Source organism: Colwellia sp. 12G3, assembly GCF_002836775.1.
Lineage (GTDB): Bacteria > Pseudomonadota > Gammaproteobacteria > Enterobacterales > Alteromonadaceae > Colwellia.
Genome location: NZ_PJAQ01000066.1, coordinates 453,148 through 477,388 on the forward strand (window position 1 = coordinate 453,148; position 24,241 = coordinate 477,388).

At 38.3% G+C, this 24,241-nt stretch carries 21 protein-coding genes; 14 read left to right on the top strand and 7 right to left on the bottom strand.

Translation table 11 applies throughout. The features are described 5' to 3' along the window. The first annotated feature begins 120 nt into the window (after positions 1–120). Positions 121–2,772: a TonB-dependent receptor gene (locus tag CXF71_RS16270; RefSeq protein WP_101233991.1), complete on the top strand. Its 2,652-nt coding sequence runs from the start codon at positions 121–123 to the stop codon at positions 2,770–2,772. 112 nt (positions 2,773–2,884) lie between these two features. Continuing rightward, positions 2,885–4,408, top strand: a complete 1,524-nt coding sequence (locus CXF71_RS16275) for a tryptophan halogenase family protein (protein WP_101233992.1) — start codon at positions 2,885–2,887, stop codon at positions 4,406–4,408. Positions 4,409–4,458: 50 nt separating this feature from the next. Here the strand turns inward: CXF71_RS16275 and CXF71_RS16280 are convergent, their stop codons facing one another. Next, complete coding sequence (locus CXF71_RS16280) at positions 4,459–5,175, bottom strand: SapC family protein (protein WP_101233993.1); 717 nt, start codon at positions 5,173–5,175, stop codon at positions 4,459–4,461. Positions 5,176–5,251: 76 nt separating this feature from the next. Continuing rightward, complete coding sequence (locus tag CXF71_RS16285) at positions 5,252–5,971, bottom strand: DUF6445 family protein (protein WP_101233994.1); 720 nt, start codon at positions 5,969–5,971, stop codon at positions 5,252–5,254. Between the two features lie 434 nt (positions 5,972–6,405). Between CXF71_RS16285 and CXF71_RS16290 the strand changes: the two genes are divergently transcribed. The 5 genes from CXF71_RS16290 (at position 6,406) to CXF71_RS16310 (ending at position 13,455) form a co-directional block, all read left to right on the top strand. Next, on the top strand, positions 6,406–9,045 hold the full coding sequence (locus CXF71_RS16290; protein WP_101234219.1) for a family 20 glycosylhydrolase: 2,640 nt from the start codon (positions 6,406–6,408) through the stop codon (positions 9,043–9,045). Between the two features lie 176 nt (positions 9,046–9,221). Further along, the gene (nagK, locus tag CXF71_RS16295) at positions 9,222–10,136 is read left to right on the top strand and encodes an N-acetylglucosamine kinase (RefSeq protein ID WP_101233995.1); all 915 of its coding nucleotides are present in this window, start codon (positions 9,222–9,224) and stop codon (positions 10,134–10,136) included. A 51-nt stretch (positions 10,137–10,187) separates the two neighbouring features. Further along, positions 10,188–11,318 (top strand): N-acetylglucosamine-6-phosphate deacetylase, encoded by a 1,131-nt coding sequence (gene nagA / locus CXF71_RS16300; RefSeq protein WP_101233996.1) that lies wholly within the window; start codon positions 10,188–10,190, stop codon positions 11,316–11,318. Positions 11,319–11,375: 57 nt separating this feature from the next. Next, a complete protein-coding gene (nagP, locus tag CXF71_RS16305; RefSeq protein WP_442871937.1) occupies positions 11,376–12,689 on the top strand; it encodes an N-acetylglucosamine MFS transporter NagP in 1,314 nt (437 codons plus the stop codon). A 625-nt stretch (positions 12,690–13,314) separates the two neighbouring features. Further along, positions 13,315–13,455, top strand: coding sequence for a TIGR02922 family protein (locus CXF71_RS16310; RefSeq protein ID WP_232771518.1), 141 nt, complete (start codon positions 13,315–13,317; stop codon positions 13,453–13,455). Between the two features lie 193 nt (positions 13,456–13,648). Here the strand turns inward: CXF71_RS16310 and ccmE are convergent, their stop codons facing one another. The 5 genes from ccmE to ccmA all read right to left on the bottom strand — a co-directional run bounded on the left by ccmE (position 13,649) and on the right by ccmA (position 16,716). Next, complete coding sequence (ccmE, locus tag CXF71_RS16315; RefSeq protein ID WP_101233997.1) at positions 13,649–14,185, bottom strand: cytochrome c maturation protein CcmE; 537 nt, start codon at positions 14,183–14,185, stop codon at positions 13,649–13,651. Then, positions 14,185–14,418, bottom strand: a complete 234-nt coding sequence (ccmD, locus tag CXF71_RS16320) for a heme exporter protein CcmD (protein ID WP_101233998.1) — start codon at positions 14,416–14,418, stop codon at positions 14,185–14,187. Before ccmD ends, ccmE begins: the two co-directional genes overlap by 1 nt. Before the next feature lie 53 nt (positions 14,419–14,471). After that, entirely contained in the window at positions 14,472–15,218 is a 747-nt protein-coding gene (locus tag CXF71_RS16325; RefSeq protein WP_101233999.1) for a heme ABC transporter permease, read from the bottom strand. Next, positions 15,218–15,871: a heme exporter protein CcmB gene (gene ccmB, locus CXF71_RS16330; protein ID WP_198559904.1), complete on the bottom strand. Its 654-nt coding sequence runs from the start codon at positions 15,869–15,871 to the stop codon at positions 15,218–15,220. The genes CXF71_RS16325 and ccmB overlap by 1 nt, the downstream gene beginning before the upstream one ends. Before the next feature lie 185 nt (positions 15,872–16,056). After that, positions 16,057–16,716: a cytochrome c biogenesis heme-transporting ATPase CcmA gene (gene ccmA, locus CXF71_RS16335; protein WP_101234221.1), complete on the bottom strand. Its 660-nt coding sequence runs from the start codon at positions 16,714–16,716 to the stop codon at positions 16,057–16,059. Between the two features lie 334 nt (positions 16,717–17,050). Here ccmA and CXF71_RS16340 point away from each other — a divergent pair, with 334 nt between their 5' ends. The 7 genes from CXF71_RS16340 (at position 17,051) to CXF71_RS16370 (ending at position 24,208) form a co-directional block, all read left to right on the top strand. After that, entirely contained in the window at positions 17,051–19,090 is a 2,040-nt protein-coding gene (locus CXF71_RS16340; protein ID WP_101234222.1) for a heme lyase CcmF/NrfE family subunit, read from the top strand. A 2-nt stretch (positions 19,091–19,092) separates the two neighbouring features. Continuing rightward, entirely contained in the window at positions 19,093–19,641 is a 549-nt protein-coding gene (locus tag CXF71_RS16345; protein WP_101234001.1) for a DsbE family thiol:disulfide interchange protein, read from the top strand. Between the two features lies 1 nt (position 19,642). After that, positions 19,643–20,110, top strand: coding sequence for a cytochrome c-type biogenesis protein (locus CXF71_RS16350; RefSeq protein ID WP_101234002.1), 468 nt, complete (start codon positions 19,643–19,645; stop codon positions 20,108–20,110). 36 nt (positions 20,111–20,146) lie between these two features. Beyond that, positions 20,147–21,454 (top strand): c-type cytochrome biogenesis protein CcmI, encoded by a 1,308-nt coding sequence (gene ccmI, locus CXF71_RS16355; RefSeq protein WP_101234003.1) that lies wholly within the window; start codon positions 20,147–20,149, stop codon positions 21,452–21,454. 117 nt (positions 21,455–21,571) lie between these two features. Beyond that, positions 21,572–22,636, top strand: a complete 1,065-nt coding sequence (gene hemH / locus CXF71_RS16360; protein WP_101234004.1) for a ferrochelatase — start codon at positions 21,572–21,574, stop codon at positions 22,634–22,636. 125 nt (positions 22,637–22,761) lie between these two features. Then, a complete protein-coding gene (gene dinB / locus CXF71_RS16365; RefSeq protein WP_101234005.1) occupies positions 22,762–23,820 on the top strand; it encodes a DNA polymerase IV in 1,059 nt (352 codons plus the stop codon). A gap of 151 nt (positions 23,821–23,971) precedes the next feature. Continuing rightward, positions 23,972–24,208, top strand: coding sequence for a hypothetical protein (locus CXF71_RS16370; protein ID WP_101234006.1), 237 nt, complete (start codon positions 23,972–23,974; stop codon positions 24,206–24,208). Positions 24,209–24,241 lie beyond the last annotated feature (33 nt).

Consider the following 24,241-nt stretch of genomic DNA (forward strand, 5'->3'; position numbering starts at 1 on the left):
TATTACGTCTTATGACAGCGTTGTCATTAAATATTGACAGCGCTGTCGTAAAACTAAATAAATAATTCTAAGTTTTTATAAAAACATTCTAAAAAACAAAACGTGTGTAAGGGAAAGTCGATGTCAACTAAAACATTTAAGAAAGGCGTATTAGCAAGTTCGATTGCTATGATTCTAGCTGGTGTATCATCACAAGCTATCGCAGCCGAAGCAGCAGCTTCTGAAATAAAAAAAGACGAAGTTGAAGTAATTCAAGTAACCGGTATTCGTGGTTCATTAAAAGCATCAATCAATGGCAAGCGCTTCTCAAATGCTACCGTTGATATAGTATCTTCTGAAGATGTTGGTAAATTCCCTGACGGCGATGTTGGTGAGTCTTTAGCACGTATTCCTGGTGTTAGTGTTTCTCGTCAGTTTGGTCAAGGTTCATCCGTTTCCATCCGTGGTGCTTCTGCACAATTAACACGTACTTTATTAAACGGCCATTCAGTAGCCTCTACTGGTTGGTATGATCAACAAGCGATTGACCGTAGTTTTAACTACTCTATGCTTCCTTCTGAAATGGTTGGTGGTTTAGAAGTTTATAAATCATCACAAGCTGATTTAGTGGAAGGTGGTATTGGTGGTACGGTTATCGTTAAAACTCGTCGCCCATTAGACCTAGAAGCAAACACAGTGTTTGCAAGTGTTAAAGGTACTTACGGAACGGTTAATGAAGAAGTTAGCCCAGAAGTTTCAGGTTTATACAGCTGGAAAAATGATGATGAATCATTTGGTGTTTTAGTTTCAGGTGCTGTTTCAGAAACAACTTACCAACGTAATGGCGTAGAAACTTCAAGAAACTGGAGTGGTGGTATGGCTCCAACGACATTCCAACAAGAACGTGAGCGTACTGCCTTGAATCTTGATATGCAATATCGTCCAACTGATGCGCTAGAATTTGGTTTAAGTTTGATGTCGTTAGACTTAACCGCTGATAATGCAAATAGCCAACTAATTATGTTCCCAGGTGAAGGTTCATGTACTCAAACCAACCCTGCTAATGGTAACTGTGTTGTAAGAACTAAAACTAACAATGATTTAGGTTACGGTCCTGAAGGTTTCCAGTCAGGTTACTTTCAAACTTGGGCTCGTGAAGCTGCAATGGATTCAAAAACGGTTGATTTTGATTGGACTTATGAAGCCGCTTCATTCACCTTCTCAGGTCGTGTAGGTAATACACAGTCAGATGGTGGTGCACGTACAGCACTTGTTGGTGAATATGCTCGTAATTCTGATGATACTTTCGGTACATGGGATATGACAGGTGATCAAGCTACATTTGATGTTAACAACAAAAACATCCCTCTATCGGTTTTGCCTGATACTTTAGGTATTCAAACTTGGGCTATGGGACATAATCCAAACTCAGATGAAGAAACTTATGTGAATTTAGATTTTGAAATCCCAGTAGAATTAGGTGTTATTTCTAACATCAAAACTGGTTTACGTTACGCACAACATGATGTAAAAGCTGAAGGCTATAAAGGTTTAACAGCAGACGGCTTTGAAACTATTAAAAGACCGGCTAGTGAATATTTCCCTACTATGATTTCTTCAGGTGCTGGCTTTACTCTTCCTGCTGGAAATGGAGCATTAATTCTTGCTGATTCGGCAGCTGCATCTACTACTATGCTATACAAAAAAGATGCTTTTGTTAGTGTTAATGAAGAGAATATTGCGTTATACGCAATGGCTGATTTTGATACTGACGGTATCCGCGGTAACATAGGTTTACGCTATGTATCTACTGATGCATCATCAGATTATTACACTCCTAACTCTGATGGAACTTACGCAGACACTATTTCTACTGATTCTGGTAGCTACAGCGAAATTTTGCCTAGTTTAAACGTAGCGATGGATTTAAGCGATGATGTTATTTTACGTACCTCTGCTGCACAAGTAATCTCTCGCCCTAACTACCAAGATATGTTTGCTAACAAATCATTAGCTAATGCAGAGAGTACTCAACCAGGTACTATGGTAGCTACTACAGGTAACGTAGCCCTTAACCCGTTTAAAGCTTTCCAAGCTGATATTGGTGTTGAATGGTACTTTAGCAACGATGGCATGGCCAGTATTGCTTATTTTGTTAAAGATGTAAGTTCATTTGTCGCTCATGCAGATTTAGAGAAGCAACAAATTGGTATTGATATCCCTCATTATGTTGACACTCCTAGTGATAGCCCTTGTGGTGAAGCACAACCAGATTGTTGGGCTACAAGCCAGTCTGTTAATAAAAGCGGCGGTTCTATCAACGGTGTAGAAATACAAGTTCAAGATGCGTTTGATAACGGTTTCGGTTATACCTTAAACTATACTTATGCTGATGCAGAATCTCCTGGTGAAAACTACTCAGATGGTAATGCTGTTTTCTCTGATTCATCAGAGCACACTGTAAACGCTGTTGGTTTCTACGAAAATGATAACTTCTCAGCGCGTTTAGCATATAACTGGCGTTCAGAGTACATGTTACGTGAAGCACCAAAATGGTACTATAACCGTCAACATGAAGCATACGGTACATTAGACTTCAGTACTTCTTGGTCTGCTACTGACTACTTAGATGTTACTTTTGAAGTTGCTAACATCTTAGAAGAAGATAGCTTACAAACTGGCGCTTACAAAGCGGGTGAAGGTCCTGGTGCTGGTGATTTAGAGTTAGATTTCCCTTCATGGTCTTTTGAGGGCGAAGCGACGTTTAAATTAGGTGTTGCTGTTCGTTTCTAAAATATAATAAAACTTTCGTTTTATTATAAAAGCCCAGCACTTGCTGGGCTTTTTACGTATTATTACTTATACAAATATTCAGCTATATTTTTAAAAAAATCATTGAGGTTTTATGACTATTAAAAGAATTGCTATTGTAGGCGGTGGCACAGCTGGCTGGTTAACAGCAAATCATCTTGGTAAAACGTTGTGTAAAAAATCAGAACTATCCATTACCTTAATCGAATCTCCGGATATTGCTCCGATAGGGGTTGGTGAAGGCACAGTACCCGATATAAAGAAAACCTTAGCAAGTTTTGGCATTAGTGAAACAGATTTTATCCGCCAATGTGACGTTACTTTTAAACAATCCATTAAATTTGTTAATTGGCTTGATCAAGATAAGCACGGCAAAGATAACTTCTTCCATCACTTGTTCGATGTACCTAGTCGTGAGGATAGCGAAAGTCTTACCGCACATTGGTTAACTCAAAATGATGGTGTGCCTTTTGCGGAGCGAGTCTCTTCTCAATATAAAGTGTGCGAACAAGGAAAAGCCCCTAAAAAAATTACTACTCCAGAATATCAAGGAGACCTTGCTTATGCGTACCACCTAAACGCAGCAAAATTTTCTGGCTTACTTGCCGATAATGCGAAAGCTAAATATGGTGTTAAACACCTGCTAACGCATATAAGTGACGTTAGCCTTGCTGATGATGGTTCAATTCGTTCGCTAGTTACTAGGGAGGGTGAAGAATTAGCTTTCGATTTTTATATTGATTGTTCTGGTTTTGAATCTTTACTTATTTCTAAGGCCATGAAAGTGCCCTTTGTTGATGTATCTGATCAGTTGTTAGTTAATACTGCTCTGGTCGTGCAAGTGCCAACTGAAAAAGACTCAGCTATCCCACCTTATACTATTGCAACTGCACATCAAGCTGGCTGGATTTGGGATATAGCCTTGCCTACTAGGCGTGGTGTTGGTTTTGTCTATTCAAATAAGCATATGAGTGATGAGGAAGCACATACTAAGCTAGATAAATATTTAGGGGGAAGTAACCCTGAACTCACATATAAAAAATTACCAATGAAAATTGGTTATCGTGAAAAATTTTGGCACAAAAACTGTGTTGCCCTAGGGTTAGCTCAAGGTTTTTTAGAGCCTCTAGAGGCGACATCTATATTGCTCACTGATTTTTCCGCAAATTTTCTTGCCGAACGCTTTCCTAGTGAAAAAGGTGAGCTCTTAACTCTAGAGAAGCGCTTTAATCATGCGATGGGACACGCATGGAAGAGAGTGGTTGATTTTATTAAGCTACATTACTGTTTATCTGACAGACATGATTCATTGTTTTGGAGCGATAATAGAGACCCTAATACAATGTCTGAAGAGTTAAAGAATAAGTTAGCTATGTGGGAAAAATTTATTCCCATTAGTGATGATTTCTTTAGCCAATTTGAAGTGTTTTACTTGGAAAATTTTCTTTTTGTCTTATATGGGATGAAATATAAAACACAATTGAAAAATATTGAGGTAACAAACGCTGAGGAACGAATTTCAGCACTGAAAGAGATTACAGATAACTTGATGAATAACTTACCGGAACATAGAGTATTATTAGAGAAAATAAATAAATTTGGCTTGCAGCAATTCTAAATAAATTAGCTGTATAATATTTGTTATACAGCCGTTTATTTCATAAAGTTTTAGGTGTTTTTAGTTAGATTAATATGCATTTTAGCGAGTCTGGCTATTTGATGCATAGATGATAAATGTGCATAGATGATAGGCAGTAAGCCTTTACTTCGTAATTCATTAAATTCTTCATCAGATAAATTTTCTAGTTTCTTTTCATCAATAACATAAAGCCCATTAAGGGCTAACTTTTCCTTACCACCTAAATTAAGATTAAGGGATTTCAACGTTAGTAATTTTTTATTGGCAAAATATTGCATGATATTATTGGTTTGCTCATGCCATTCTGCAACATTAAGTAGATGTTCAGTTCTTCTTTTTAGGTAATCAGTTTGCTCACCTTTTTCATCAAACAATGCCTGTCCCTGATCTTCACTTACCGTTGTACTGTCACTATCAACGCAAACAAAACAATTATCGTCATCTTCTTTTTGTCTAATAAGAGAAAAGGGATAATTAAAAAAACTACTCGGCATCACTTCCGCTGACCAGTTTGGTGTTTGACAATATACGTTAATGTTAGGTTTTATTCCCATCATTGCTACGGCAGTAAACTGCCCCGTTTCCGTGTTTTTTACAAAAACAATAGGGAACTCAGAAGCCAAAGGAATAAAGTCTTGCACTACTACAGGGATCAAATGTTGTTCTTTGAAGCGGGTAAAGTCTTTACTATCTTCTACTTTAAGCGTGGCATGCTGTTGGTGATTCAATGGGACAATATTTGTCATTATATAAAGACTCCGATGTTAATATTATAATAATTACTTAGGTGATGGTGTACGATGACCATTGCTTATTCTAGTTTTATTGTTTCGATACAATACTTGCAAATGAGGTGATAGAGAACCGTCCATTATTGGTGTCACCACTATAACTTTCTTTAGAGGTTAAATTAGCACCATGTAAAAGATTACCTTGGTAGATGACAAGGCGATTCAATTTTGCATCAATTTTTAAAACTTGCTCAAATAAGCTGGTAGAATTTGTTATATAACCGTTATGTTCTGCTGATTTTGAGATAACTTCGTTAAGCATATCGTCAAGGATATTTTCGTCTTGTTCTTTAAGCTGTATTATATCTTTTGGAATATAACGATAGATACTCGTTCCCCCAAGTTCCTCCCCTGAAAGGTAATGTACAAATGCATACTCACTATTTTTACAGCTATCTACATGAGGCATTTTTTGTTCAGTAAGTAACTGGGAGGGAGGGCAGGTTACTAAGGATATTAGGCTTTTATGTACGATAGTCGAGCATCCTTCACACTCTACTAGTTTTGGTATAATACTGTCTTGAAAAAAAGCTTGTAGCAGTCGTATATAAGGTTCAGGCATGTTGTCACGGACACCTGGGTAATATGAATTATCTGCGTGCATGGGATTATAATAGGCAATGTTTTTTGCAAAATTCATCACACTATCGGTATTTAAAAGAAAGTCATCAATAATATAAGCATGTAAATTCGTGTTAGGAATTAGGACTTCTTGTATTGTTAATTTAGGGTTTAACGTTAAGTTTTTCATTTTCCTACTTATTTATATGCTGTTTTAGTAAATGTTGTCATGCTTTCTTTAGCGGTAATATCATAACCTTTTAAATCAATATACTTACATTTGACAGCGCTGTCAAAGGGCGTTGTAGTGACTAGTTATAGCTGATATAACGGCTGAAAGATAAGTAGCATTGATTATTTTAAGAAATAAAAGCTTTAATTTTTAGTTAGGGAATAAGAAAAATTTCAGTATATTTGTTATAAATTATCGACTAACAATTTATTAAAAGGTATTGAGAAAGCTTTTAATTGTGTTTCATCTTGTTATCAAAGTGAGGTTTTGTGTATTTAACTTTTGACAGCGCTGTCAAAAATAGGGATAGTTAAGATAACAATAACATCTAAAGCAGAGCAGTCTTTATCATTTAAAGCTGTATAAGGTCCTTTAACATGTACATGAACAAGATGAATAAAAAAATGTTGGCGCTTACTATTGCCGCTAGCTTATCTTTACTTGGTTGTGAAAAAGCCCCTAAACCAGCCGTTGATACTGGCGAGAGAATTAACCTACAAGCAATATATTCAGTTACGCAAAGTGACATAAATAAAATTGCTGAAAATTTAGCGGTTAACTATCGCGTCGTTACTAATATCCCTACTGATAAGTGCGACAGTAAAGTTGCTGATGGTGCCTGTTTTGAAGTGGAGTTAACCTTTACCGCTAAACAAGCTATTGCAGCGAAAGACTGGACTATTCACTTTAGCCAAATCGCGCCTATTCAATCTTTTGAAAGTGATGATTTTAGCGTCAAACACCTTAATGGCGATTTACATCTAATCAGCTTAAAGGATACTTTTTCTGGTTTCGCTCCAGGAGAACAAAAAACGTTAAACTTCCGCGCTATGTTTTGGTCATTAGCTGAATCGGATGTAATGCCTAACTATATTGTTAGTGCTCCTGGTCTAGAAGCACGGGTAATTGAAAGTACCAAACCTTTTATCGATAAAGAGTCGGGTTTAGAAGTTGTACCACACGTTGAAGCGTTTACTGATACCAATACCCAGTTTAAACGGTCAGCATCAGATAACACACAATGGCTTACCAGTGAAAAACTCTATCAACGAAATTCAAGGCTTGTTGAAGATAAGTTAGCGGTTATCCAAGCCATTATTCCCACACCTAAATCGGTTAGCATTGATGCAAACAGCGGCTTTGCTGATATTAGCCAAGGTATTGCGGTTTCATTAGGTAATGTTAAGCACGAAGAGGTAGAGGCTGCTATTTCACGTTTAGGTAAATTAGGCGTAAAACAAAGCTCTGCAGGGCTACCCCTGCGTTTAAGTATTGTTAGTAATAACGATAAAGTTATCGGCAGTTATGGTTTAACGGTAACAGACAAAGAAATCTCCATCGTAGGCGTTGACGCTAATGGCGTATTCAATGGCTTGCAATCATTAGCGAGCTTAGTGACTGTTGGTGAATCGCGACTACCTATGTTAGCGGTTGATGATGAACCACATTTCGCTTTTCGAGGTATGTTAGTTGATGTTGCTCGTAATTTTCATTCGAAAGAATTTATTTTAAAACTGCTTGATCAAATGGCGGCATACAAATTAAATAAATTACATTTACATCTGGGAGATGATGAAGGCTGGCGCTTAGAAATTCCAAGTTTACCTGAACTAACCGATATTGGCGCAAAGCGCTGTTTTGATGTGATAGAAGAAAATTGTTTAATCTCTCAATTAGGCGCAGGTATTGATGATAACTCATCGGTCAGTGGTTATTACAGCGTAAGTGATTACCAAGAAATATTGCAAGCCGCCACGGCTCGACATATTCAAGTGATCCCATCACTTGATATGCCAGGTCATTCACGTGCATCAATAAAAGCGATGACGGCACGTTATAAAAAATTTATGGCCTTAGAAGATGAAGCAAAAGCTAAACAATTCTTGCTAGAAGATTTTGAAGATAACACTACCTATTCATCAGTGCAGTTTTATGGTGATAACACCATCAATGCTTGCTTAGAATCGTCTTATGACTTCGTTGTTGAAGTGATGACACAAGTAAAAAAAATTCATGCTGATGCAGGTCAACCGCTCACACGCTATCATATTGGTGCCGATGAAACGGCAGGTGCTTGGTTAGAATCTCCAGCTTGTAAGGCTTTTGTTGCCGATAATGACAAAGGCGTGACACAAATGAGTGAGCTTGGTGCTTATTTCATCGAACGTGTTGCTGGCATCTTATCGGACCTTGATATTGAAACAGCAGGTTGGAGTGATGGTATGGAGCATACTCGCGTCGATAATATGCCTGCTATTGTTCAAGCCAATGCTTGGGACGCTTTATTTTGGGGTGGTCACGATAAAGTTCATCAGCTAGCCAATCGAGATTGGCAGGTTGTTATTTCTAGTCCAGATGTATTGTATTTTGATTTTCCACATGAAGCAGATCCAAAAGAGCATGGTTATTACTGGGCATCACGCCATACCAATACTGAAAAAGTATTCCAGTTTATGCCAGATAATTTACCGGTTCATGCTGAGTTTTGGTTAGATAGACAAGATAATGCTTATGTAGCTGATGACACCAAAACGCCATTAGCAGCGGGTCAAAAGTTCTTAGGTATTCAGGGGCAGTTATGGAGTGAAAATGTTCGTACTGATGACATGGTAGAGCATAAAGTATTCCCTCGCTTGTTAGCACTTGCAGAACGTGCTTGGCATCAAGCTGATTGGGCAGTACCTTATAATTATCAGGGTGCTAAGTATTCATCGCAGAGCAATACTTTTACGGCTGACTTAAAGGCGATGCGTGATAGTCAGTGGTATTCGTTTGCCAGCACCTTGGGTCATAAAGAGTTTGCTAAACTTGAGTTAGCACAAATTGATTATCGTTTGCCGACCGTTGGTGCCATTATCCAAGCGGGTAAATTACACGCCAATATAGCCTTCCCCGGCCTAACCATAGAGTATCAAGTAAATGGCGGGAACTGGCTTACTTATCATGATCCTATTGCAGTGTCAGGCGAAGTGAATCTGAGAAGTCGAAGTACTAACGGCTTGAGAGCAAGTCGTATTACCCAAGTAAAATAATAACTAAAAAATAACTGACTGATATTTTTCAATATTATCAGTCGGTTAAGTTACATCTAGTAACACTTTGAAATAAAGCTGTAATTTTATCCTAAAAAAGAAATGACAACGCTGTCATTTCTAGCTAAGATGAAAAAATAAAAATTAATCGTATATGCATTTAACATGGGGTTGGTATGTTAACAAGTAGTGACAAAAGCAATGAATTATTTTTAGGTATTGATGGCGGTGGTAGTAAATGTAAAGCCATTATTATGAATAAAGATAATAAAATACTTGGTACAGGCATTTCAGGTCCAGGCAATCCGTTACATGGTTTTGAGCAAGCGACACACTCAATTACTGAATCAGCAAAGTTAGCACTTGAAGATGCTGGCTTAACACATATAGCACTAAGTGAATTAGTTGCTGGTGTCGGTTTAGCAGGAGTCAATATACCTGTGCTGTTTGATAAAATGGCCGATTGGCATCATCCCTTTAAAACTATTCATTTAGCAACTGATTTATTAATCGCTTGTTTAGGTGCACATGATGGCGGTGATGGTGCTGTTATTATTAGTGGTACTGGATCATGTGGTTTTTCTTGTGTAGATGAGCAGCATAGTATTGTAGGTGCTCACGGTTTTCCTCACGGTGATAAAGGTAGTGGTGCTTGGTTTGGCTTACAAGGTGTAAAACAAGTTTTATTATCCCTTGATGGTTTGGTTGAGCCAACATTAATGTCAGCTGTACTTTTGCAGAAGCTGAACTGTAAAGATGATACCGATCTTGTCGAAGCGGTTGCTAGTCAAAAAGCGACATTCTATGCACAGCAAGCGAACTTAGTGTTTGATGCTGCAGAGCTTGGTGATGAAGTCGCTTTAGCTATTGTTAATGAAGGTGCAGAATATATTAATAGTATCGCACGTACTTTAATGGCTAAAAATCCACCTCGACTGTCTATGCTTGGTGGTTTAACACCGAGATTAAAGTCTTGGTTGGCAGATAATATTAAATCAAACTTAGCAGAGCCATTACATGAGCCGGAAGTTGGCTCGGTACTGTTTGCTCGACAGCAAGAGGCTAAGAAGTCTGTTCAGCAATCGGCATAATGGCAGTATAATCTCGCTTTACCCATTGAACTTGATAATCTAGGACAACTAATGACACAAACACGCTTTCATGCTCAACGCCTTTTTGACGGACAAGTTTTTCTTGATGATCAAGTGTTGACTATAGTAGACGGTAAAATTACCGATATTGACCAAGACACTAGTCAAGTCGACGTGATTGCTACGGGTTTAGTTGTTCCTGGTTATATCGATTTACAAGTTAACGGCGGTGGTGGGGCATTATTCAATGACTCACCATCGGTTGATAATTTAAAAATTATCATGGCTGCTCATGCTCGATTTGGCACTACAGCGATGATGCCGACGCTAATTACCGATAAATTTGAAGTGATGCAGCAAGCTGCAGACGCCATTGCTCAAGCAATATTAGAAGGCGTCCCTGGTATTATCGGTGTTCACTTTGAAGGGCCGCATTTATCTGTTGAGAAAAAAGGCACCCATTGTGCTGATTATATCCGTCCTATTTCAGATGATGAATGGCAGGTTCTCTCTCGCCAAGACATTGGCCAAGTTATCGTAACTCTTGCACCAGAGAACGTCTGTGCTGAAGATGTTACACGTATGGTTGAGTTAGGCATTAAAGTTTGCCTAGGTCATACCAATGCAGATTATCAAACGGCTCAACAGGCTATCGATGCCGGAGCCACAGGCTTTACTCATTTATTTAATGCAATGTCGCCATTGCAAGGTCGTGAGCCTGGTGTTGTTGGGGCGGCGCTGTTAAATAACAGCACAAGTTGCGGCTTAATTGTTGATGGCTTTCATGTTGATTACGCCACTTGTAAATTAGCGATTCAAGCTAAGCCAAAAGGCAAAATATTCTTAGTTACCGATGCAATGCCTCCGGTGGGTACAGATCAAACCCAATTCGCTTTATACGATCGTATTGTTTATGTTGATAACGGCAAACTTACCTCAACAACAGGCGAGTTAGCGGGATCTTCATTAACTATGGCAAGTGCAGTAAAGAATACTCATCAAGGCTTAGGCATTGAGTTAGGCGAAGCAATTCGTATGGCCAGTTTATATCCGGCACAATACTTATATCAAAACCAAACAGTCATTCGTGGTGAGCTTACTCAAGGAAAACAAGCTGATATGGTCGTATTAAATGATGATTTATCAGTGAAAGAGACCTGGATTGCAGGTGAAAAATTTTAGTTTACCCATTCAATTTAAGCAATAATTATAACAATAATGCAAGTTAACGAGGAAGTTATGGAAATGTCTTTAACACAAGAGAAAAAACAGAGTAATGCACTGCCGATGGTAATCGTCGCAGGGCTATTTTTTATCCTAGGTTTTGCTACCTGGCTAAACGGCTCCTTAATGCCGTACTTGCAACAAATTCTGCAATTAACTCCCTTTCAAGCATCGCTAATATTATTCTCTTTTTATATTGCTGTAACCTTTACAGCTTTACCGTCTGCGGCAATTATTCGCAAAGTCGGGTACAAAAATGGTATGGCATTGGGTATGGGTACTATGATGATTGCTGGTTTACTTTTTATTCCGGCAGCTAAAACCCAAATTTTTCCATTATTCTTACTTGCTCAATTAGTTATGGGTGCAGGGCAAACGTTATTACAAACAGCGGTTAATCCTTATGTGGTACGTATTGGTCCTGAAGAATCAGCAGCAGCACGTATTTCAATTATGGGTATCTTAAATAAAGGCGCGGGTGTTGTTGCACCAATCGTTTTTACCGCCTTAATCTTAAGTGGCTTTAGTGGTACTGTTGGTACTGAGTTAAGCCAAATTCAAATTGATGCCATGGCTGATAAATTAATTTTACCTTACCTAGGTATGGCTTTATTTATTGGTATTCTTGGTTTTGCAGTTAAAAAATCTCCTTTACCTGAGCTAGCTAGCGAAGCAGAGGAAGGTGAAGCTGATCATAAAGGTCAATTAAAAGAAGCGCTTTCTCATCCTAATTTAGCTTTGGGTGTTGTCGCATTATTTTTATATGTCGCAGTAGAAGTTATCGCTGGTGATACTATTGGAGCGTTCGCACTTGCATTAGGTGTTGAAAACTACAGTGTAATGACGTCATATACCATGGGATGTATGGTGCTTGGTTACATTTTAGGTATCGCGCTTATTCCTCGCTTTATCTCACAACAAAAAGCATTGATGGTCTCAGCCGTTTTAGGTTTGGCATTAAGTTTTGGTGTTATCTTCGGAGATAATAATTCATTTGCTATAGCTAACTCGTTATCGTTTATTCTCGGTGGTGCTCAGTTACCAGATACCTTGATATTAATTGCTTTCTTAGGACTTGCTAACGCGATTGTATGGCCTGCTGTTTTCCCATTAGCACTTTCAGGTGTTGGCAAATTAACTAGTGTTGGCTCTGCTCTTTTAGTGATGGGTATTTCAGGGGGCGCTTTTGGTCCATTATTTTGGAGCTTAGTAAGTGGTACTAGCGGACAGGCAATAGATCTTCAAAGTGGTTATGTTGTAATGTTACCTTGTTATTTATTTATTCTATTCTACGCTGTCAAAGGCTGTAAAATGAAATCTTGGAAATAGACAGTGTTTAGTTATGCCTAGCTATATACCCAATCAACCTCAAGATGCAGGATTCAGCTGGAATTATAAACGCCTTTAAGCAAGGCATTGATTGAAAAGAATGGTTATTCCCTTATCGAAATCAATAACGTAGCATAAAGCGTTTATAAACCAGCCCTGTGGGGACGGCTGAGTAAATCATATTCATCGTTGCGTATGTAATTAAGGGAATTACCCTTAGTAAAATACGCGCCTTGATTATGAATCACCCAGCCGTCCTGAAGCGAGCATCTTGAGGTTGTTTGGGTATAGTTAGCTATGTTTAATATTGCTAGATAAAATAGCACTTTAAACGCTCAGTAAGAAAACCTCGATACAGCCTTATTTTATATAGGCCTTATTGAGGTTTTTTTATAGCATTAATTCAACAGGTTAGCGGATTGTGGTAAGACTTGAAATATATTGTTAATAATCGTTTAAAACATGAGTAACTGGTTGTGCAGGTATTGACCTACTGGTCGAACCATATTAATATTACATCAAGCTTAAGGTCTGACCACTTTTATGGCATTGGGAAGTAAAAATTATCTTAAGTAGAGTTTAAGAATCATAAACTTTGTATAAAAGCACTTAAAAGGATTTATTTATGGGTGAAGCTAAAAGGAAAGTTACCGTTATCTATTGTTGTGATGATGACTTAGCCATGTATAGAAAAACACAGAGTTTTAATTTAAACGCCTATGGCGATATGATTATTCCACAAGAATTTAAACGTGGAAAACCATAGTGGCAGTGTGCGATGGTGATATTAATGTCATCAATAGTGTAGGTGATAAGCTGGTTGACGAAAACTGGTATTAAGACCGCAATATCTGAATAAAAATCGTAAAATTAAAATAAAAAAAGGTGACAATAATGTCACCTTTTTTGTGTCTAATATAGACTAACCAGACTAATTTCTTAATCCGATAGCTATGATTTTAATAGCTGTTAGTTTTTTTACTTTCTAATTGTTTTTCACTGTAAGTTGCTTTGTCGTGTTTCTGACCCGCAGCTTCAGCTAATTCAGCCGGCATATAGTTTTCATCATGCTTAGCAAGTACTTCACTCGCTTCAATACTTAAACCCGTTGGTGGATGCTCTGTCAACGTACCATTAGCGACAATGCCTTGCCCTTCACGAAATAGATCAGGCAAAATCCCTTCATAATATACAGTAATCATAGGATCACTGTCTTTGAAAACGATAGGCATGGTCATATCGCTAAGTCTAAATGATACTTTTAAGCTTTCAGGATCGCGCTTAACTGAGCCAGGGACCACTAAACCACCGATCCGAATACGTTGACCCAGACTTGGCATTAAACCCGTCTCTTTTTTACCTTGGGTGATCTCTGACGGAGTAAAAAATAAATCAATATTCTGACTCAAAGCATAAAGTACAAGCCCTGATACAACACCAATACCAATTAGGATTGAGCCAACAATGGCAAGTCGTTTTTTACGGCGTGGATTCATTATTCAGTTACCTCGTTTAATGCTTCATTTTGTTTTTTACGTAGCTCTTTCGCTTGTCGAAGCTTATCTTCTCGTTGCTTTCGCTTTACAATTTGCGTGATTATTTTCTGATGACCCGCTTTAGAACTGATCAATAACAGGGTAAGTATCAAAGCTGCCGCACCAAAAGAAAGCCAGACATAAAAGCCATAACCGCCCATATTGATGAAATCGCTGAAACTATTAAATTGCATTAAATGCTCTCCAATTACGCACTGATTTTAGTGTTGTTTTGTGTTACTTAGTGTTATTTAACTGTGCTTTGTTGTACTAGTTCGCGCACCCAAGGTCGAATGCTGTTGCGAGCTAGAATTTCATTTCGAAAGCGTAGACATATAATCACACTGACTAATAATGAAAAACCAATAAAACAAAAGATAAATGGCCATAGCATATCAAGTGACATGGATGGCTTGCCTAATTTACTCACCGTAGAGCCTTGATGAAGGGTATTCCACCACTCTACTGAGTATTTAATTATTGGGATGTTTATTACGCCTACGAGGGTAAGTATTCCTGCCGCTTTACCTGCTAAGTTTTTATCTTCAAATGCGTTATGCAAGGCTATTACCCCTAGATATAAAAACAGTAAAATGAGTTCAGAGGTTAAACGAGCATCCCAAATCCACCACGTTCCCCACATTGGTTTACCCCAAGCAGCACCCGTTATTAACGCTATTGCAGTAAACGCAGCGCCAACGGGCGCCATAGCAGCAGCGGACGCGTCAGCAAGTTTTAATTGCCATACTAAGCTGCTAAATGCGGCTATTGCCATGGCAACATAAATACCCATAGATAAAGAAGCGGCAGGTACATGGATGTAGAAAATACGAAAGCTGTGTCCTTGCTGATAATCGGCAGGGGCAAACAGTAATGCCCAGACTAAGCCAATAGTTAGAAATATAACCGTCAAGGCGCTTAACCAAGGTAATAATTTATTAGTAAAGTGATAAGACACTTCTGGATTTGCATAAGGATGTAACCATTTCCACATCAGTTGGTACTCACTTTTAGGGCAGCTCCAACAGCAAAAGGAGCGAGCGTTAAAGATCCAAAGAATAATGCGGCGATTATAGCAAGTTGGCCGCTGTAAGGTAAACCAAGCGCAGCTGTATCGATCGCGCTGGTGGCAAAAATTAATACCGGAATATAAAGAGGTAAAACAAGTAAACTCAGTAATACTCCGCCTTTTTTTATGCCTACTGTTAGCGCAACACCAACTGCACCAAGTAAGCTAAGTACAGGCGTGCCAAGTAATAAAGTAAGCAATAAAGCGGTATAGCTTTGTTCGTTTAAATGCAATAACACAGCTAACAGTGGTGCTATTAAGAGAAGCGGTAAACCCGTTATTAACCAATGAGCAAATATTTTTGCTAATACTAAGACAAATATCGGATGAGGACTCAGTAACATTTGTTCTAGTGAACCATCGAGGTGATCCGATTTAAATAAGCGATCTAATGATAATAGGGTGGCGAGTAGGGCGGCTACCCAAATAATTCCTGGCGCTATACGGCTGAGGGTTTGTGCTTCTGGTCCAATACCTAAAGGGAAAAGCGTTACCACAATAACAAAAAATAATAATGGATTGATAATGTCATCTTTATGACGCATCGCAATAGTAAGATCACGTTTTAATACCAACATAAAGGCGTGACGATAAGACAAATGTTGAGGTGACTGAGCGATACTTTTCAAAGCGGTATTTTCTATTATGCTATTCTCTATCAAAGTATCATCGAGAGTAACGGCTAATTTTTCAGTCTCTAGAGCAGACGGGGCTTTTAAGGTCATTCGGTTATTTTCTCTAAACGCTCTAAAAGGAATACATATTAATCAAAAGCACTATCATAGCTATAATCTAAGGTGATCTTTTTGACTTGTTCAGGTTTAATGCTAATTAAATCTTGGTGCGTGGTTAAAATAACACAACCACCGCGCTCTGCATGTGCAGAAAATAATTTCTCTAAGCTGGCAACACCTTGTTTATCAATGGCAGTAAAAGGTTCATCTAAAATCCAAATAGGTGCATTACTTTGATATAAACGGGCTAAGGCAATACGTCTATGTTGACCTGCACTTAAATGTGACGCTAAGCTGTCTTCAAAGCCAGCAAGGTTTACCTTGGCTAAATAAGCTAAGTTTTCTTCGGTTTTGTTGCCATGTAAAGCCAAATTAAAATCAAGGTTTTCTTCTGCAGTCATTTCGCCCTTTACGCCTGATAAATGGCCAAAATACAGCAAATTTTGATGAAACTCTTCTCTACAGTAATTAATTACCTGGTTTTTATATAAAATTTTGCCGTCATAGGGTTGAGACAGTCCGGATAAAATACGTAATAAACTCGTTTTACCTGAGCCATTAGGACCTTCAACTTGCACTATGTCTCCCGGATTAATTTCCAGAGATAGTTCATCAAATAATAAGCGCTCTTCTCGTATGCAGGTTAGATTTACTGCACTGATCAAAGGTGTTGAGATTTTTTTTGGCAATATATTCACTTATTTCTTAATCTACGTTTTTTAAATTCTATGCATCAAGCTAGGGGACTGAATTCTAGCGTATGTTTGTCGAATAATTCTTGATATGGATCGTATAATCACTTTGGACGATATAATACCATAGCCGATATTAACATAGCCCAATAAACTTGTAACATTATGAAACAACTTGAGCAGTTAATTTACATTAATATTTAACCTCATAAAATGTTAGTATGACGCGATAATTTTTAACCTCATTAGTATTGATAACAATCACTAAAGGTTAATTGTTTTTTGAAGTAGAGCGGAGAACCCAATGATACCAGAACTGGTAGCGACACAAATGCCTGAGCTTATACCTGAGCTCGGTCACTTAGCCCTTATAATTGCTTTAGCCTTTGCTATTTGCTTAAGTTTGATTCCGTTAATAGGTGTTCATAGCCCTGAGCAGAGTTCGTTAAAGAAACTCATGACCTATGCTAGGCCACTCGCCTACGGTATGTTTATTTTCACCGGTATCAGTTTTATCATCCTTGCCTACAGTTTTGTCGTTGATGATTTCTCCATTAAGTATATCGCCAGTCACTCAAACACACATTTACCCTATTACTTTAAAATAAGTGCTGTTTGGGGCGGTCATGAAGGCTCATTATTATTGTGGGTGTTCTCATTAACCGCATGGACAGCAGCTGTTGCGCGTTTTTCACAAGACATTGAAGAAGAATTTATTTCTCGTGTGCTAGCTGTCATGGGTATGATTGCTATCGGATTTATAGCTTTTACCCTATTAACCTCTAATCCCTTTGAACGCTTATGGCCAAATGTGCCAATGGAAGGTCGTGATTTAAATCCATTATTACAAGATGTTGGCTTAATTATTCATCCGCCATTGTTATATCTTGGTTATGTTGGTTTTGCTGTTGCCTTTGCTTTTGCTGTTGCCGCGTTAATGGCGGGAAAAATGGATGCTGCTTGGGCTCGTTGGTCTCGTCCTTGGACAGTAGGTGCGTGGATGTTCTTAACTGTAGGCATCGCGCTAGGCAGCTGGTGGGCTTATTATGAACTTGGCTGGGGTGGTTGGTGGTTCTGGGATCCTGTTGAAAATGCATCATTTATGCCTTGGCTTATTGGTACTGCGCTGATTCACTCTTTAGCCGTAACAGAAAAACGTGGTACTTTTAGAAACTGGACTATATTACTGGCAATATTTGCTTTTGGCTTAAGCTTATTGGGCACATTTTTAGTACGCTCAGGGGTGATTACTTCCGTTCACTCTTTTGCAGCAGATCCTTCTCGCGGTATCTTTATCCTAGTGATTTTAGCCATTGCAATGGGTGGGTCATTAACACTGTACGCATTTAGAGCAAATACCGTAGCGAGCTTTTCTCGTTTTGCCTTTTACTCACGTGAAACAGCGTTATTACTGTGTAATGTTATATTAGTTGTTGCGACGGTGACCGTACTTTTAGGTACCTTATATCCATTATTAGTTGATGCGTTAGGTTATGGAAAAATATCAGTAGGACCTCCGTATTTTAATGCCGTTTTTGTTCCTATCATGAGTATTCTATTCATTATAATGGGAATTGGTCCGTTAATTCGTTGGAAAAAAGCTAAGCAAGGTGAGTTACGTAAAAGACTGTTAAGTTCATCAGTATTTAGTATCGCCTTTGGCTTATTATTCCCAGTGATTTACGGTGGTGAGTTTAACATTTTAGTTGCCATGGGCATCACCTTAGCTACTTGGGTTTTCTTAGTTGTTGTTAAAGAAATTAAAAACCACTTTCAAACGGTCGGAAAATTAACGACAAGTCATATAGGTATGGCAACGGCTCATGCAGGTATCGCGATCACGATTGTTGGTGTAACCATTGTTTCAATGTATGAAAGTGAAACCAATGTGAAAATGGCACTGAATGAACGAGTGACTGTTTCTGGTTATGAAATTGAGTTCAAAGGCATTAAACATGTCGAAGGGCCAAACTATAGTGCCGAGCAGGGACAAATTAATATCTATAAAGTTAATGGTACAGAGGAAAGCGACTTTGTTGCTTCACTCAAACCAGAACGTCGTACTTATCGCGTACAAACGATGGGAATGACTGAAGCCGGCATTGATCCTGGGTTGTTCCGTGACGTATACGTAGCTTTAGGTGACCCATTACCAGATGGTGCTTGGGCAATACGTGTGCATTATAAGCCATTTGTACGTTGGATTTGGTTAGGCGCAATCTTTATGGGGCTAGGTGGTCTTCTTTCTATGCTTGATAAACGTTATCGCCGTAAAAAACCGGCATTGGTAAATTCGCCTGTTGCTGCTGACAGCATGTCAGAAGTGATCATTGGCACAGCCACCACTAATTCAAAAGCCTCGGAGGCGTAATAATGGGTAAGCTAATTCGCTTTCTGCCATTGATATTAGTTATCGCTTTAGGTGTTGTATTATATCGTGGCTTATCACTTAACCCACAAGATATGCCATCAGCATTGGTTGGTAAAACTATGCCAGCTTTTGAACTGCAAACATTAAATAATAGCGATAAAATGGTCACACAGGCTGATTTACTCGGTGATATTGTGTTAATTAATGTTTGGGCTACTTGGTGTCCTACCTGTAAGTATGAACACCCGTACCTCGTTGATGTAGCTAAAGATGATCAAGTAAAACTGTATGGTTTGAATTATAAAGATGAGCGTGTTGCAGCACAGCAATGGCTACAACAGTATGAAGATCCTTATGTGTTCTCTATTTTTGATGACGAAGGCACGTTAGGTCTAAACCTTGGTGTTTATGGCGCGCCAGAAACATTTGTTATTGATCACCATGGTATTATTCGTAAACGTTTTGCTGGTGCCATTGATACGCGCGTATGGCGACGTGAATTTGAGCCATTAATTGCTCAGCTAATTGAAGAAAAAAAGCAGGGGAAATAACATGCGTTTAATCAGCATACTTATACTCACGTTGGTGTTTGTCTTTAGTACTAATCAGGCAAGCGCGAGTCCAGTTGATACTTATGAGTTTCAGGATGAAGTGACTAAAATTCGCTTTCAAGCGTTAAGTAAAGAATTACGATGTCCTAAATGTCAAAACCAAAACTTAGCTGATTCTAACTCACCCATTGCCGCTGATTTGCGACGAGAGCTTTACGAGTTGTTACAACAAGGCAAAGCCGATATTGAAATTGTTAACTTTATGGTCGACCGTTATGGTGAGTTTGTTTTATATCGACCAAGAGTATCGCAATTAACCTACGTATTATGGTTTGGTCCAGCAGTCCTTATTTTGTTCGGCATTATTATCGTTATTGTTATTGTCCGCAGAAAACCAGTACCTAAAGAGGCCTTGGTTTTAACGAAAGCGCAACAAGATAAGCTCAACAGCTTAATAAAAGATAAATAACCACTCGTATCATTAAAAGAAGTAGTAGATAACATTATGGAATTTTTAGTAATAAGCCTTATATTTTTAATTTTATTATTATTAATGGTATGGCGACCTTTCTTCAAACAGAAGAGCCAAGACGTTCTTGTCGATAGTAGTTTGCGTGACGAAACCAATGTCCGTTTGTATCATGAACATAAAAAAGAGATAGAAAAAGATTACGGCGAAGGGGGAATTGATGAGGAAAACTATCAATATCTATTGGCTGAACTGGATAACACCTTATTGCAAGATATAGAAAGCACGTCAAAAAATGTATCAGTAGCGACCAATACAAAGTCATATTCTCCGTTTTGGCCACTTGGGTTAAGTGTATTTATTATCATTTTCTCAGTCGCGCTTTATAACAAGCAAGGCAGTTACAAACTCATTACTGAATTACCTGCAGGGCATGGTCAGCAAGAAGCTATGTCACAGGAGAAAATGTTAAAGCAGCGTGAAAATGAAGCAATGGCACATATTGAAAAACTGCAACAACATATCGAATCAAACCCTGAAGATAGCGAAGCTTGGTATAACTTAGGACAAACCTATGTTGCCGTTGGCGGATTTGATGAGGCCGTTGCTGCATTTAGCCAAGTGATTAAAATTGAAGGCGAGCATGCTGATATTTTAGGTGCTATTGCACAAGCGCTTTATTATAAAAATGATCAGAAAATTAGTGACCAAGTACAAGATTATATTGATAAAGCATTAGCACTAGATATAAACGATGCAGCCACCAATATTTTATTAGGTATGCATAATTTTATTGGTGAAAATTACCAACTAGCCATAACTCATTGGCAACGTGTTATTGATGCAAATAACCAAGGCGTTAATATTACCGCTCTTAAAGAAGCAGTGGCCGAAGCTAATAATCGACTGGGTCAGTCAGCAACTAGCACAGCAGGTAACTCGGTAAGTCAGTCAGCAACGAATTCAGCAGATAAAACACAAGCGGTTGCTGGTCCACAATTAAAAGTGAGTGTTAGTATCTCGGATGAAGTTGCGAAGCAGTTAGCACAGGGTGAAGACCGCGTAGTATTTATCTATGCAGTACCTACTAATGGTCAACGTATGCCGCTTGCTGCAGTTAAAATGAAAGCCAGCGATTTACCTACCGTTATTGTGTTAAACAATAGCCAAGCAATGAGCCCAACAAATAACTTAGCTAGTGTAGAAAAAGTGCATGTATATGCCATTGTCTCAATGCAGGGTGGTGTTGGTATTAAATCAGGTGACTATAAAGCACAAGCTTTAGGTGTTGATGTTAATAGCAGTGAAACACTTGAACTGATCGTAAATACTTTAGTTGAATAACAGTTCTATTAGCCAGTACAAGTGGGCAATAATTTAATTAAGTTGCTATAAGTTGATCTTTCTTACTCGGGCAACGTATTAAGGTTGCTCATTAAGTTTAATAAGAAGAAAAGCCAAATGAAATCTCGGTTTAGTGCACGTAAAAAAGAGTGTGAGAATACGGTTGATGATATGAAAAAACCATCAACCGCAGTATTAATAACTAATTTAGGTTCACCTGATGAACCTACAACCAGTGCTGTACGTCGCTATTTACGAGAGTTCTTATCTGATAGGCGTGTAGTTGAAATTCCGCGTCTAATTTGGCTTATCATTTTACACGGTATTATTTTACGGATCCGACCGGCAAAGTCGGCCAAGTTATACCAAACTGTTTGGCAAGATGATGGTGCTCCGTTAATAAGCATTACTGCAGCGCAAAAAGTAAAACTGGCGGCAAAAATTAAATCTCACTATGGTGATAATGTCGTTGTTGATTTTGCCATGCGTTATGGCAATCCATCAGTGGCGAGTGTAATGCAAAAATTTCAACAACAAGGTGTTGATAAAATTGTCGTATTACCTTTATATCCTCAGTATGCAGGCCCAACAACAGCGTCGACTTTCGATGCTGTTAGTAAAGAATTACAAAAGTGGCGTTATATACCGTCTATACACTTCTTAAATACCTATCATAACAATCCACTTTATATTCAAGCATTAGCCGATACAGTAAAAGAGCATGTGGCAAGTCATGGAAAACCACAGCGCTTAGTGCTTTCGTATCATGGTATGCCTGAGCTATTTCGTCAGTGGGGTGATCCCTATTATGATTACTGTCTTGAAACAACGGTACTAGTTAAAACGTTATTGCTTGAAAGTGATTTAGGCTTTACTGATGATGAAATTATCATGACCTTTCAATCCCGTTTTGGTAAGGCAGAGTGGCTTAAACCTTATACTGATGTGACTCTTGAACAACTTGCTGAGCAAGGTATAAAACACCTTGCTATTATGAGCCCTGCATTTAGTGCCGATTGTTTAGAAACACTGGAAGAGTTAATTCACGAAAATAGCGAAGTATTTTTAAAGGCTGGTGGTGAAACCTATCATTATATCGCCGCGTTAAACGACCGTGACGACCATATTAATGCCTTGTTTAATATATTAAAGCCAACATTAGGTTCGCCTGAAAGTAACTAGCTAAAAGGTTAGGAACAGAGTTAAAAATAAGGGCAGCCCCCCGCAAATTCAATAAACTCACTTGCTAAGTGATATAAAAATAGTATACTGTTTTTATATACAGTTACTTGGCGGTGGAGTGTAAAATGGGTAATCAGAGAAAAATCATTCATATTGATATGGACTGCTTTTATGCTGCTGTTGAAATGCGTGATTTTCCTGAATATCAAAATATCCCATTAGCCGTTGGTGGTGATGGTCCACGTAGTGTCTTATGTACAAGTAATTATCAAGCTCGTCAGTTTGGTGTCCGTGCTGCAATGCCTGCTATTAAAGCAAAACAGCTTTGCCCACACCTTAAAATTGTTCATGGCCGCATGGATGTATATAAAGAAACCTCTAAACATATAAGGGAAATTTTTTCTCGCTATACCGATCTCATTGAACCGTTATCATTAGATGAGGCTTATCTTGATGTTACTGATGCAACTATGTGTCAGGGCAGTGCCACCCTTATTGCTGAAAAAATTAGAGCTGATATTTTTAATGAGTTAAAACTGACGGCATCGGCAGGAATAGCACCAAATAAATTTTTAGCTAAAATTGCCAGTGACGAAAATAAACCGAATGGTCAGTGCGTTATTACCCCTGATAAAGTCGCAAATTTTGTCGAAAAACTATCACTAAAGAAAATCCCCGGTATTGGCCCGAAAACATTTGAAAAGTTAAATAAACATGGTTATGTAACCTGTGCAGATGTACGTCAAAGTGATATTAGAACACTACAAAATATCGTTGGTAAATTTGCTACTAGTTTGTATTTAACGTCACATGGTGTCGATAATAGAGCGTTAGAGGTTAGTCGGCAACGCAAGTCACTGGCCATTGAAACAACGTTAGCAAAAGATTTATCGTCGCAAGATGAATGTGAACTCGTTATAGAGTCATTATATCAGAAACTGCTCACTCGACTTGCACCACACAGTAATAGAGAGATTATTAAGCAGGGGGTAAAACTAAAGTTTGCTGACTTTAATCAAACTACTGTCGAGACACAAAGTCATGAATGTCAGCAGGCACTCTTTACTAGTTTACTCTCAAAGGCATATAGCAGGTCAAACCACCGTGGAATACGTTTGGTCGGCTTAACCTTAGGGTTTGCTGATAGTCCAGGTGAAAGCCAACAGATGTCATTTTCACTGTAGTACTTGTACCTATTCAATTAAAATATTTCCCACATTCGCGCTCTAAAAGACTTCAATGCTTCGTTTCTATCATTCACAATAGCCTGCTATTGCTCAATTGAGCGCCTTACCTTGATTAATTTTTCTTTCACACAACAAGATCAAAAACAAAATGAAACGAGTATTACGTGCTCAGGCATGGCTATACATTAATATTGAAGTTGAACAAATAGGTGTTTGTGCAACATTTATCCAAGAATTGCGTGAAAGTTGTGAAATTGATTGGTATCTTCAAGCTGAGGTTGCGTATAATAAGCAGCACAAAAAGAACAAGCTAAGAAAATTCGTTTTTTATAATACCCAGGTTATTCCCGTAATAAAAATTTTCGGTATAAAGCTAAAGCCATAATGAACGTAGACCCTAATTAAAATAGACCTAAAT